Genomic DNA, 12,770 nt, shown 5'->3' with positions numbered 1-12,770 from the left:
CCATGAACACAGCGGACCTCGGTCGGCGGGTCGGCGTTCCGTCGACCGCGCTCTTCACCGACCAGTACGAACTGACCATGGTGCAGGCGGCCCTCAAGGCCGGCACCGCCGACCGGCACTCGGTCTTCGAGGCGTTCACCCGCCGGCTGCCGGAGGGGCGGCGCTACGGCGTCGTCGCGGGCACCGGACGGGTGCTGGACGCGGTGGAGAACTTCCACTTCGACGACGAGATGATCGGCTTCCTGCGGCAGCGGGGGATCGTGGACGAGCCGACCCTGGAATGGCTGGCGGGCTACCGCTTCAGCGGCGACATCTGGGGCTATCCGGAGGGCGAGGTCTACTTCCCGGGCTCACCGGTCCTGCGCGTCGAGGGGTCCTTCGCCGAGTGCGTGCTGCTGGAGACGGTGATCCTCTCCATCCTCAACCACGACTCCGCCATCGCGGCCGCCGCCTCGCGGATGTCGGCCGCCGCCGGGGGCCGCCGGCTGATCGAGATGGGCGCCCGCCGCACACACGAACTCTCCGCGGTCGCCTCCGCCCGTGCGGCGTACGTCGGCGGCTTCGACGCCACCTCCGACCTGGCGGCGGGGTTCCGCTGGGCGATCCCGACGGTCGGCACGAGCGCGCACGCCTTCACCCTGCTGCACGACAGCGAGCGCGACGCGTTCCGGGCCCAGGTGGACTCGCTCGGCCGGGGCACCACCCTGCTGGTCGACACCTACGACGTGGCCGAGGCGGTCCGGGCGGCCGTGGAGATCGCCGGGCCCGAGCTCGGCGCCGTACGGATCGACTCCGGCGACCTGCTGCTGATCGCGCACCGGGTGCGGCAGCAGCTGGACGAGCTGGGGGCCACCGGCACGAAGATCGTGGTCACCTCGGACCTGGACGAGTACGCCATCGCCTCGCTGGCCGCCGCTCCGGTGGACGCGTACGGGGTGGGCACCCAGCTCGTCACCGGCAGCGGGCACCCCACCTGCTCGATGGTCTACAAGCTGGTGGCCCGCGCCGGCTCGGCGGAGCCGGACGCCCCGCTGGTGCCGGTGGCCAAGAAGTCGCTCGGCGCGAAGTCGTCCGTCGGCGGTCGCAAGTGGGCCGCGCGCCGGACCGACGAGCACGGCGTCGCCGAGGCCGAGGTGATCGGCACCGGCCCGGTGCCCGACGGGCTGGCGGACCGGCAGCTGCTGGTGGAGCTGGTGCGGGGCGGCGAGGTGATCGCCCGCGAGCCGCTGGACACGGTCCGGGAGCGGCACGTGGCCGCGCGCGCCGGACTGCCGATGTCGGCGATCCAGCTGTCGCGGGGCGAGCCGGTGCTCCCGACCGAGTACGCCTGAGACCGACCGCAGCCGTCCGAGACCGTCCGCGTCCGTCCGGGCCCGACCGCACCCGTCCGAGCCTCCCCCAGTACGCCGGAGCCCGGCCCAGTACGCCGGAACCCCACGCAGTACGCCGGAGCCCGACCGTACGCCGGAGCCCGGCCGGATACGCCGGAGCCCGCCCGGCGCGGACCGGGACCTTCCGGCGCGGACCGGGGCCGAGCGGCACGAACCGGGGCCGCGGCGGGCGCTCGGAGCGGGCAGGTCCGGGGCTCGGGTTTCGCGGACGGGGCTTGATTGTGCCGTTCCAGTGCCTAGGCTCGAACCCCCGGCAACCTCCCGGAGCCCCCGGGCCCCGGACCGCCGGGCCGGGGCCTCCCTCCCGGACCCCCGTCCCCACCCCGCTCCCTCCGTTCCCGCCCCCACCGAAGGACACCCGCCATGCACCGCGCATTGATCGTCGTGGACGTTCAGAACGACTTCTGCGAGGGCGGCAGCCTCGCGGTGGCGGGCGGTGCCGACGTCGCCGCCGCCATCACCGACCTGATCGGTGACGCCCAGCCCGCCTACCACCACGTGGTCGCCACCCGCGACCACCACATCGACCCGGGCGGCCACTTCTCGCCGAACCCGGACTACGTCGACTCCTGGCCGGTGCACTGCGTCGCCGGTACGGAGGGCGTCGGCTTCCACCCGAACTTCGCGCCCGCCGTCGCCTCCGGCGCCATCGACACGGTCTTCGACAAGGGGGCGTACTCGGCCGCGTACAGCGGGTTCGAGGGCTCCGACGAGAACGGGACCGGTCTCGCCCAGTGGCTGCGCGACCGCGAGGTCACCGAGGTCGACGTGGTCGGCATCGCCACCGACCACTGCGTCCGGGCCACCGCCCTGGACGCGGCCCGCGAGGGCTTCGTCACCCAGGTGCTGCTCGACCTGACCGCAGGCGTCTCCGGGGCCACCACGGAACGGGCCCTGGCGGAACTGCGCACGGCGGGCGTGAAGCTCTCCGGCACGCCCGTCGTCGCGCCGTAGCCCCCGTCCGGCAGAGCCGCCGCCCGTCCGGGCCCTACGCGGCCGGGCGGGCCGGTCCCGCGTATCCGCCGGGACCCAGCAGCGCCCGGATCGGGTGCCACAGCTCCTGGCACGACGACACCGGCCCGGACGCCTGACGCGGCGGGCCACCCGGGCGGGCGACCGGGCCGGGCTGCGGGGCGGCCCGCCAGAGCAGGCCGTCCGGGTGGTGCAGCACCGCCGTGACCTCGTCCGGTGTCGGCGGCTGGTCGTTGCCGCGCAGATAGACCGCCCGCAGCCCCAGATTGCGCAGCCTGGTCAGGGCGCGCGCCCGGTTCACCGCGTGCACCAGCACCCGTACCGGAGCCCCTGGCTCCACTCCCGTACCGCTGCCGGGACCGGCTCCGTCGGCCGGTCCGGCGAGGGTCAGGGCGACCACCACCGTGCCGTTCGGCAACCTGCAGAAACCTCCGCCTGCCATGCTCCACGCTCCCCCGTGAGACGTCGTGTCAATAAGGATGTGAACAAGACGCACCTAAACACGATCGGCCGCCGCCCGCTAGGGGGCGACGGCCGATCATGGCTTGACCTGCGGTTTTACGTGATCAGCGACCCGAGGGGCTGACCAGGACGGTCATCGTCCGACCGTTGCGGGGCTCGTGGAGGATGGAGATGCGGGTGTTCGTGTCAGAAACCTTGACACTGCCCGTGGGGTTCTCCTTGTACCAGTACGTGCCCTTGCGGTCGTCGAAGACCGGGTTGCCCAGGCTGGGCTTGATGTACAGCGGCACGTCCGCGTTGTGGAGCGTGAAGCCCTTGTTCGGGTACCAGCTGAACGGGGCGTCGAACGGCTGGATCTTGTTGCGCACGAGCGAGCCGTCCTTCCACTTGAGCGGCTTGGCGTGCGCGTCGATCGGCAGGATCAGACCCTGGCCCGGGTGGACGGAGGTGTTGTTGTCCTTCTGGGAGGTGTCCCAGAGCCAGACCAGCAGACCGGTCTGGTACGAGTAGTGCTCGACCCAGTCCGGACGGGTGGTGGAGAAGCCGAAGTTGTACGGGCCGACCTTCAACGTCTGGTCGTAGGAGACGTACTGGCGGTTCTCCGCGATGTAGTACTGCGGGTAGTCCTGGGTGAAGGACTCACCGATCCGCGAGAAGCCCTTGGCCGTCCAGCCGTTGTCGTCGCCCTCGGCGTTGTCCGCGAAGACCTCGGCGCCGTCGGCCGTGATGGTGATGGCGTCGGCCGCGAAGCCCTTGCCGCCCGCGCCGCCGTCCGTCTGGTAGCGGAAGCGGAGGTCGAACTTCTTGCCCGCGTAGGCGTCCAGCGAGTACGAGAGCTTCTTGTACGCGCCCGAGACGTCGGTCAGGGCCGGCTTGTCACTGGCGTCGCGCGGGATGGCCTTGCCGTCGGCGGTGCCGTCGAGCGCGGTCCAGCTGGTGCCGCCGTTGTCGGACACCTCGGTGTAGAGGTAGTCGTAGTCGGCCTCGATGTCGTACCAGCCCGAAAGGTCCAGGTCGGCCTTCGACTTGCCGGTCAGGTCGACCGAGCGGGTCAGGGTGTTCGACAGGTCGTCGCCCATGTCGCTCCACCACTGCTTCGAGCCCTCGGCGGGCTTGACGACGGTGGTGGTGACGGCCTTCTTCGGCAGCTCGACGACGAGCGCCTGCGGGTTCTTGGTGTTGTACTCCGAGACACCCAGCTTGTGCAGCGAGGTCTTGCCGGCCTTGGCCTTGTCGTAGTCGAGCCAGCCGAGCTGGAGCTTGTCCCACGAGGTCATGTCGCCCGGCAGGTCGCCGATCTCGCCCTTGCCGGTGCCGAGCCAGGAGCCCGCCGACATCAGGGACCAGAAGCCGACCGAGTTCTCGCCGCCGCCGGAGGTGTCGTACAGGTCCGGCAGACCGAGGTCGTGGGCGTACTCGTGGGCGAAGACGCCCAGGCCGCCGTTCTCGGGCTGGACGGTGTAGTCGCCGACCCAGATGCCCGTGTCGCCGATCTGGGCGCCACCGGCCTTGTTGTCCGCGGGGCCGGTCGAACCGGCGTTGGTGCCGTAGGCGTACCAGCGGTGCGCCCAGATGGCGTTGGGGCCCTCGGCGCCGCCGCCGGCCGACTCGTCCTCACCGGCGTGGACCAGCTGGAAGTGGTCGATGTAGCCGTCGGGCTCGTTGAAGTTGCCGTCGCCGTCGTAGTCGTAGCGGTCCCACTGGTCGTACTCGGCGAGGTTCGCCTTGATCTCGGCGTCGGTGCGGCCCTTGGCCTTCTGGTCGGCGACCCAGGCGTTCACACCGTCGCGGACCGCGTCCCACACGTTGGCGCAGTTGGACTGGCCGCAGTAGTTGGAGCCGTAGCGGGCCTCGTTGTAGGGGACCTTGACCCAGTCGGAGACCTCGCCCTCGACCGAGTAGCGGCCCGAGGAGGTCTTCTCGTAGTAGGTCTTGAGCGAGTGAACGCCCTTGCCCTCGCCGAAGTAGAGCTCCTGGAAGTGCTCCTGGTTGTAGTCGTCCTTCCAGGCGGTGCTGTTGTCCTTCTTCGGGTCCGGCTTGGCGATCTCGTTGTGCGCCGGTCCCGGAGTGCCGCCGTACTTCTTGACGGGCGGCTTGGGGCCGTCGCCGTCCGGGTCGTACATCGTGGTGTCGTCGACCTGGTCGCCGAACTCCAGCAGGATGGTGAAGATCTTGTCGGTCTTCTCCCGGCCCAGCTCCACGTACTTCTTGTCGCCGAGCTTGACGACCTTGGAGCCGCTCCGGTTCGCCACCTTCTTGTCCCCGGCCAGCACCTGCTCCAGCGCGGCCTCGCGGTGCTCGGCCTGCTGCTCGCTGAAGGGGCCCTCCAGGTTGTGCTCCACATGCCCCTTGGCCGGCGCCGGGTCACGGCGGTCGACGGTGGAGACACCGGAACCTGATGAGCTGTCATGCGCCTGGGCGGTGGCGAAGGTCGACGCCGTCGCGGCGGTCGCGGCCATGGCCACGACAACGGCAGCGGCGCGAAGCGCCCGTCTCTGATTGGTCACTTGAAGCAGTCCTCCCCGGGCGTCCGCGCAGCGGCCAGGGGGGTATGAAGAGGGCCGTGCGCGTAAACGCGTCACAAGTGACGACATTCGATCGAAGTTATGAGAGAAAAGACAGACCTTGACTTGCACAGACCAAGTGCACTATGCGGAGCGCTCATCCGGTATACGGACGGTATGAGACGGGCATGGGAACGGCAAAGGAACGGCCACCGGCCCGAACGCGTCCGGAGCGCCCCCTCAACGGGCGCGCCCCGTTGTCCGGTTGGTGAGAACCGTGACTCCGTGCGCCCTCCGTGCACCGGTACCGTGCGTTAGGTCACGCTTACTACCGGTCCGGTCCGGGCATCCACCGTCGTAGGGTCGTTCGGCGTGCACGACCGCACCGAACGCCGCCCGCCCATCCGACGTCCCGAGGACGGAATCCGTCATGCCGCGTCCGACTGCCGCACAGTTCGCCTATGGTTCGGCCACCGTCGTCGCCACGACGCTCGCCCTGCTGCTGCTGTTCCGCACGGAGTCCGGTGTGGGGGTGGCCGCCATCGGCACGGCGGCGCTGGCCCTCGGTCTCCTGGTCGCCGTACGTCTGGCGCGCCCCGGCCACCGGACGGCACAGGGGGCCGGGCAGACCGCGGCCGACCGGGCCTCGGCCGCCGCCCGAACGCACCACGCCCTGGAGGGCATCGGGGCCGGGGAGCGGATCCCAGCGCCGCGTTCGTCGGCGCGGGCCGACGAGCACTCGCTGCGCCACTAGCGGGCTCGGGCTCACCAGCGGGCTCTCGATCGGCCTGGGGCGCGGGCTCACCAGTGGGCTCGGGCTCCGGCTCACCAGCGGGCTCGGGCTCATCAGCGGGCCACCACGACGACCGTCTTGGCGGCCTTGTCCTGGAGCCCCTGCCGGTAGGGCTTGTCGGTGAACATCAGCACGATGTTGATCAGCCACCACAGGCACGGGCAGCACAGCAGCGCCGGGGCCCACAGCACGACCGCCCGCATCAGCGCGGCCCCGGTGTCGGGCACCCGGCCGTCGTTGAGCATCGCCACGCGCAGCTTCAGCAGCCGCTTGCCCGGCGTGCGGCCGTCCTTGTGGGTGAAGTAGGTGTCGTAGGCGACGTAGACCACCAGGCCGATGATCGACCAGAGCAACTGGTGCCCGCTGTACCCGTCGGCGACCGCGTCGCCGAACCCGTCGCCGCCGTCCCCGTTGACGTCGACCGCGCCGCCCCAGGGCAGCGAGATCAGGTACAGCGGGATCGAGATGATGAGGAAGTCGATGAGCCGCGCCAGGATCCGCTTCCCCGGCTCCCCGAGCGGCGGCATCCCGGCGAGCGGATCGGGTGCGCCGAACCCGCCGCCGCTGCCGTACGGATCGTTCGGCGGGGGCGGAGGCGGCGGGGGCGGCGGAGCACTGCCGTACGGCTGACCGTCGGACGGCGGCGGAGGCTCCTGCGGCTTCTTGAGGAACGGATCGTCGTCCTCGGGCGGCTGGCCGGGCGTCGGCTGGTCGTTGCTCATGGGGGCAGTGCATCCCGCACCACCGGGGGCCGCAACGGCTCAGGTGCTTTCGGGGGACGCGGGGCGGCATACGAGTCTAGACCGGCATGTCGCCGCCCGCTCGGCCGGTTTTTCCGATAAGCGGGCTACCGACCTCGGTTCACCGGACCGGCGCGGCCCCTCCGCCGCTCGGCCGGTCGGCTGCTCAGCCGGTCGGCTGCTCAGCCGGTCGGCCGGTCGGCCCTCGATCCCGTCATCCCGTCATCCCGTCAGCCACTCAGCCGCTCAGCCGGCGACGAACGTACGGGCGGCCTTGTCGTGCCAGCACTGGCGCCACGGGCGGTCGAACAGGCACCAGAGGACGTTGACCGCGCCGAGGACGAGCAGCCCGAGCACGCCGTAGACGAGCCAGCGGCGCAGGGCCGCTCCCAGGGACGGGGTGTCATGGGACTCGATGTCCCGTACGTCGAGCCCGAAGAGCTTCTTGCCCAGCGTCCGGCCCCACTTGGCCGTCGGCAGGGCCTCCAGGAGGAAGCCGAGGAGCAGGAACGCGGCGAGCAGCGCCCCCAGCAGGACCCCGGTGGTGGAGTCCAGCAGCCAGACGGTGACGGTCTCCCCCGTCTCCTTCGCCGCGGTGATCTTCCGGTCGATGTGGTCGATCGCCCGGACCGACAGCGGGACGGCCACCGCCCCGACGACCGCGCCGAGCACGAGGTTGTCGACGAGCCGGGCGGCGAACCGCTTGCCGAGCCCGGCGGGGCGGGCCGAGGCCTGGTTGCGGGCGAGTTGCTGGAAGGGGTCGTCGGCCGGCGGCTTCCACGGCACGACGGGCTGGTCCGCGCCCGCCGCCGCGCCCTGGTGCTGCTGGGGCAGTTGCTGCGGTTCAGGCTGGGCGAGTTGGTGGACCTGCTGCGCCCAGGACGCGGAGCCGCCGCCCGGACCGGGCGTCAGGGGCGTGCGCAACGCGGCCGAGGGCCCGGGGGCGGGAGACGGGGTGGACGCGGCAGCGGCAGCGGCAGCGGGCGACTGCCCCTGCTGCGCCTGCTGGGGCTGATGGGGCTGATGGGGCTGATGGGGCTGATGGGGCTGATGGGGCTGATGGGGCTGATCGAATGGTGCCGACGCCTGCCGACCCTGCTGCGCCCGCGGCGCCGGGGCCTGCGCCTGCGGTACCGGGGCCTGTGCCTGCGCCGCTGCCTGCGGCGCCGGGGCCTGCGCCGGAAGGCCCCGGGGCGTCGGAGCCGGTGCGGGGCTGTTCCGCGCCGCGCTCACGTCCGGTGCCGTGCTCACGTTCTGCGGCCCCTGGGGCGTACCGGCGTCGGACGGCGCCGGGCCGGGCCGCGCGTCACCGGACGCCGCCGCGCCCCGTACCGCATTCGCCCGGGGGCCCTCCGCGCGGATGGTGACCGTCCCGTCCGTGGGCGGACGTGTCCCGGCCTCATCGGCGGGCCGGCCGCCACTCCCCCGCATACCCGGCAGCGCGCCGCCGGTGGGGTCCTGGGCCAGCGGCGCCCTCGCGTCGGCCGACGGCGACGCGTGTCCGGGGCTCGCGGGCTCCGGGGCCGGCCCGCCCCACTCGACCCGGCGGTCCCGCTCGCCGCCGAAGCCGTTCTGGCGTGCGGCGTCCGCCTGCCACACCGACGCGCCGTCAGCGGGCGCCGCCGACCCCTCCGCGGCGGATGCGCCGGAACCCGGCGGGTCCCCCGCGCCGTCCTGGCCGCCGTCCTCCTCGTCGAAGAAGATCGGCCCGGTCTCCTCCACCGGCGCGGTCCGCGCACCGGCGGCCGGGGCGGGGGCGGTTGCGGCCGGACCCGTCTGGCGGGGCGCGGGGCGGCTCGTGCCCGGGACCCAGGAGGCGCCGTTCCAGTACCGGACGTAGCCGGGGATGGAGGGGTCGGGGTAGTAGCCCTCGCGGGGGCTTTCGTCACCGGGTGCCGGAGTTGGCGCGCTCATCAGCGGGTCCCGTATCTCTTCGAGGCCTCAGGCCGTCCCGCCGGGCGGGCGGACGGCCCCCATACAAGGGTCCACATCTACCAGACCGCCGCCCGGCCCCGGGCCGGTCCACCCGTTCGGGCCCCCTTTCGAGACGGCTTCCGCAACCGCCCGAAGTTTTTTCCGGAAGTCGCGTAATAGGGGGCGGGGAGGGCGCTCTCTCCTAGTGCGGGACGGTCACGGGACCGGCCCATGAGCACCGGAAGGTCGTGCAGGTCGATGATGAGCATCGTGGAACGTGAGCTGGAGCTGAAGCTGGTCCTGTCCCCCGAGCGGTCCATCCCGGTACCCGCCCGGCTGACGTATCGAACGAACGATCCGTACGCCGTGCACGTCGCCTTTCACATCGGCTCCGAGTCGCCCGTGCACTGGACGTTCGCCCGGGAGCTGCTGGTGGAGGGCGTGTTCCGGCCGTGCGGGCACGGGGACGTGCGGATCTGGCCGACGAAGGTCGCGGGCCGCAGCGTCATCTGCGTGGCCCTCACCTCGCCCGACGGCAACGCCCTGCTGGAGGTTCCCTCGGCCGCCGTGGCCGCCTGGGTGGAGCGGACCCTGCGGGTGGTGCCGCCGGGCACCGAGAGCGAACGCCTGGGGATGGACGAGGCGCTGGCGGAGCTGCTGGCCCCACTGCCGGCCGACGACCTGTGGCTGAGCGACCCGTGGGCGGCGGACGAGTCACCGTCCTCGGACGGTGAGGCGTGAGGGCCCCCACCTCAAGCGGGGTTCAGAAGAGCTTGCCGGGGTTGAGGAGGCCGAGCGGGTCGAAGGCGGCCTTGACGGAGCGCTGCAGTTCGACGCCGGTCTCCCCCAGTTCGCGGGCGAGCCACTCCTTCTTGAGGACACCGACGCCGTGTTCGCCGGTGATGGTTCCGCCGAGTTCGAGACCGAGCGCCATGATGGCGTCGAAGGACGCGCGGGCCCGGCGGGACTCCTCGGGGTCGTGGTGGTCGAAGCAGACGACGGGGTGGGTGTTGCCGTCGCCCGCGTGCGCGCAGACGCCGATGGTGAGGTCGTACTCCTCGGCGATGGCCGCCGTGCCCGCGAGCATCGCGCCGAGCCGGGAACGCGGTACGCAGACGTCGTCGATCATCGTGGCGGGCTTGACGGCCTCCAGCGCGGTGAGGGACATGCGGCGGGCCCGGAGGAGGAGTTCGGACTCGGCGGGATCATCCGCGGGAACCACCTCGGTGGCTCCGGCGGCGGTGCACAGCTCGCCGACGGCGGCCAGGTCGGCCGACGGGTCCGGGGTGTCGAAGGCGCAGAGCAGGAGCGCCTCGGTGGTCTCGGGCAGTCCCATGGAGGCCATCGCGTTGACGGCACGCACGGTCGTACGGTCCATCAGTTCGAGGAGTGACGGGGTGTGACCGCGCTCCATGATCCGGCACACGGCGTCACAGGCGGTGGCAGCCGAGGGGAACTCGGCGGCGAGGACGAGTTGCCGGGGCGGCTGCGGTCGGAGCGCGAGGACGGCCTTGACGACGATCCCGAGGCTGCCCTCGGAGCCCACGAAGAGCCGGGTCAGGTCGTACCCGGCGACGCCCTTGGCGGTGCGGCGGCCGGTGGTCAGGAGCCGCCCGTCGGCGAGGACGACCTCCAGGCCCAGCACGTACTCGGCGGTGACCCCGTACTTCACGCAGCACAGGCCGCCGGACGCGGTGCCGATGTTGCCGCCGATGGTGCACGTCTCCCAGCTGGAGGGGTCCGGCGGGTAGTGCAGCCCGTGCTCGTTCACCGCGCGTGAGAGCACCGCGTTGACGACGCCCGGTTCGACGACGGCGATCCGGTCGACCGGGCTGATCTCCAGGATCCGGTCCATCTTCACCAGGGAGAGCACGATGCAGCCGTCCGAGGCGTTGGCCGCGCCGGACAGGCCGGTACGGGCGCCCTGCGGGACGACGGGGACGCGCAGCGCGGTGGCGGTGCGCATGACGTGCTGGACCTGCTCGACCGTGCGCGGGAGCACGACGACGGCCGGCGTTCCGGCCGCGCAGAAACTCGCCATGTCGTGCGCGTAGGAAGCGGTCACGTCCGGATCGGTGATCAGCGCCTCGGGGGGCAGTTCCGCGCGGAGCCGTTCGAGGAGATCGCTCATGATCCCAGCGTGTCACCCGGGGCCAATGGTGTGAACCCGTGGGCGGGAGCGATCCCAAGGCGCGGTGTGCTCGTATGACTGACGCAGAGTGATGGCCATGGATGTCATGCCGCAGCAGGACCCGGAGTCCCGCCAGCCGCCCGAGCCGTCCCCGCAGGACCCCTGCGTGCTGCCCGCGGAAGGCGCCACCGCGCTGCCCCCGCCGCCGCCCACGCTGCGGACGACGCTGCGCCGGGCCGCGTTCGGCGCGGTGGCCGCCGGGGTGCTGCTGGCCGGGGCGCTGGTGGCGGTGGACGACGGGGCCGAGCGGCCGAAGGAGCCGGGCCCGGTCGAGCGGGCCGAGGCGGCGGCGACCGCGGGGTCCCCCGCCTCGCTCTCGGACCTCACCGCGCTGATCGGGGACCGGCAGAAGTGGGTGGAGTCCCATCCGCAGGACGCCCCGTCCCTGGCGTCGCTCGGTACGGCGTACGTGGAGTGGGCGCGGCGTACGGCGGACACGTCGTACTACGCCCGCGCCGAGCAGGCCCTGAAGCGTTCGCTGGAGGCCCGGCCCGGCGAGCGCGGGAACGGGGAGGCGTGGGTGGGCCTGGCGGCACTGGCCAACGCCCGGCACGACTTCCTCGCGGCGAAGCGGTGGGGCGAGACGGTGAAGAAGCAGCAGCCGAAGGCCTGGAGCGTGTACCCGGCCCTCATCGACGCCTACACGGGGCTCGGCGACCGGAAGGCGGCGACCGCGGCCACGGAGAGGTTCGGCGAGCTGCGCAAGGGGGTGCCCGCGCTGGCCCGTACCGCCGACCTCTACCGGGGCCAGGGCTGGCGCGAGGACGCGCTGGCCACGGCCCGGGAGGCCGCCGACCGGGCGACCCGGCCCGCCGAGAAGGCCGAGGCGCTGCACCGGCTCGGCGAGCTGGCGTGGGAGCGGGGCGAGCCGGAGGAGGCGGTGGCGCAGTTCGACGCGGCGCTGAGCACGGACGCCCATCAGTACGCATCCCTGGCGGGCCGGGCCCGGGCCCTGGCGGCGCTGGACCGCACCGATGAGGCCGTGGGCGCCTACCAGAACGCGCTGGAGAAGCTGCCGCGCCCGCAGTACGCGCTGGAGCTGGGCGAGCTGTACGCGTCACTGGGGCTGGACGGGGACGCCCGCACCCAGTACGCGAAGCTGCGGGAGATGGTGGCCGCGGCGAAGAAGGACGGGGTCGACGAGTCCTTGGTGCTGGCCCGGTTCGAGGCCGACCACGGGGACCCGGAGGCGGCGGTGGAGCTGCTGCGGGCCCAGTGGCGGGGGCAGCACCGCAGCGCTGCGGTGGCGGACGCGCTGGGCTGGGCGCTGCACCGGGCGGGGGAGTCCGAGGAGGGCCTGGAGTACGCGCAGCGGGCGGCCGACACGGGCGTGCGGAACGCGTCGTACGCCTACCACCTCGGCGTGATCCAGCGGCGGCTGGCGGACTACGGGGCGGCGCGCCGGAATCTGGAGGAGGCCGTACGCACCAACCCGGCCTTCTCACCGCTCGCCGCACCGCTCGCGCGGGAGGCCCTGGACGCCCTGGGCGAGCCGCCGCCGGGCGGACCGGGCGCGATCCAGCCGCCGGCTCCCGAGCCGCGGCCGGAATCGAAGCCGGAGCAGGAGCAGGAGAGGAAGCCCGAGGCCCCGGCTCCGGCACCGTCCCGGTCGGCCCCCGCGGCGGCGCCTTCGCCGTCCGCGCCGAAGGATTCCGCGGAGGCGAAGCAGCCTCGGGAACCCGAGAAGACGGAGGAGAGGGCGGAGAAGGCGGAGGCCGGGGCGGGCGGTGCGGCCCCCGCGGCGACGGGCGCGTAGCGACTCCCTCCAGCGGGGCGGGAGGGACGGCGTTCCGGCGTCCGAAG

At 72.8% G+C, this 12,770-nt stretch carries 10 protein-coding genes; 5 read left to right on the top strand and 5 right to left on the bottom strand.

Annotation, left to right across the window (positions count from 1 at the left end; translation table 11 throughout):
- Positions 1-2 precede the first annotated feature (2 nt).
- Positions 3-1,331: a nicotinate phosphoribosyltransferase gene (locus KME66_RS22150; RefSeq protein ID WP_216325164.1), complete on the top strand. Its 1,329-nt coding sequence runs from the start codon at positions 3-5 to the stop codon at positions 1,329-1,331.
- 423 nt (positions 1,332-1,754) lie between these two features.
- Entirely contained in the window at positions 1,755-2,345 is a 591-nt protein-coding gene (locus KME66_RS22145; protein ID WP_073215921.1) for an isochorismatase family protein, read from the top strand.
- 34 nt (positions 2,346-2,379) lie between these two features.
- Here KME66_RS22145 and KME66_RS22140 read toward each other — a convergent pair whose 3' ends face one another.
- Together KME66_RS22140 and KME66_RS22135 are read right to left on the bottom strand one after the other, a co-directional pair.
- Positions 2,380-2,805 (bottom strand): hypothetical protein, encoded by a 426-nt coding sequence (locus KME66_RS22140; protein ID WP_216325161.1) that lies wholly within the window; start codon positions 2,803-2,805, stop codon positions 2,380-2,382.
- A 124-nt stretch (positions 2,806-2,929) separates the two neighbouring features.
- Complete coding sequence (locus tag KME66_RS22135; protein ID WP_216325158.1) at positions 2,930-5,332, bottom strand: immune inhibitor A domain-containing protein; 2,403 nt, start codon at positions 5,330-5,332, stop codon at positions 2,930-2,932.
- A 427-nt stretch (positions 5,333-5,759) separates the two neighbouring features.
- On the opposite strand from KME66_RS22135, the gene KME66_RS22130 reads away from it, so the two are divergent.
- Positions 5,760-6,083: a hypothetical protein gene (locus tag KME66_RS22130; RefSeq protein ID WP_216325155.1), complete on the top strand. Its 324-nt coding sequence runs from the start codon at positions 5,760-5,762 to the stop codon at positions 6,081-6,083.
- Between the two features lie 92 nt (positions 6,084-6,175).
- Here the strand turns inward: KME66_RS22130 and KME66_RS22125 are convergent, their stop codons facing one another.
- The gene (locus KME66_RS22125; protein ID WP_073215910.1) at positions 6,176-6,844 is read right to left on the bottom strand and encodes an RDD family protein; all 669 of its coding nucleotides are present in this window, start codon (positions 6,842-6,844) and stop codon (positions 6,176-6,178) included.
- Positions 6,845-7,108: 264 nt separating this feature from the next.
- Entirely contained in the window at positions 7,109-8,776 is a 1,668-nt protein-coding gene (locus KME66_RS22120) for an RDD family protein (RefSeq protein ID WP_216325152.1), read from the bottom strand.
- 258 nt (positions 8,777-9,034) lie between these two features.
- Here KME66_RS22120 and KME66_RS22115 point away from each other — a divergent pair, with 258 nt between their 5' ends.
- A complete protein-coding gene (locus tag KME66_RS22115; RefSeq protein ID WP_073215903.1) occupies positions 9,035-9,517 on the top strand; it encodes an SsgA family sporulation/cell division regulator in 483 nt (160 codons plus the stop codon).
- A gap of 22 nt (positions 9,518-9,539) precedes the next feature.
- On the opposite strand, the gene KME66_RS22110 is transcribed toward KME66_RS22115, so the two are convergent.
- Positions 9,540-10,907, bottom strand: a complete 1,368-nt coding sequence (locus tag KME66_RS22110) for an FAD-binding oxidoreductase (protein WP_216325149.1) — start codon at positions 10,905-10,907, stop codon at positions 9,540-9,542.
- A 97-nt stretch (positions 10,908-11,004) separates the two neighbouring features.
- Here KME66_RS22110 and KME66_RS22105 point away from each other — a divergent pair, with 97 nt between their 5' ends.
- On the top strand, positions 11,005-12,723 hold the full coding sequence (locus KME66_RS22105) for a tetratricopeptide repeat protein (protein ID WP_216325133.1): 1,719 nt from the start codon (positions 11,005-11,007) through the stop codon (positions 12,721-12,723).
- Positions 12,724-12,770 lie beyond the last annotated feature (47 nt).

The sequence above is a fragment of the Streptomyces sp. YPW6 genome, from assembly GCF_018866325.1.
In the GTDB taxonomy this organism is placed as follows: domain Bacteria; phylum Actinomycetota; class Actinomycetes; order Streptomycetales; family Streptomycetaceae; genus Streptomyces.
The sequence above is the reverse complement of the archived record's forward strand: the minus strand, read 5'-3'. Positions and strand labels throughout refer to the sequence as shown.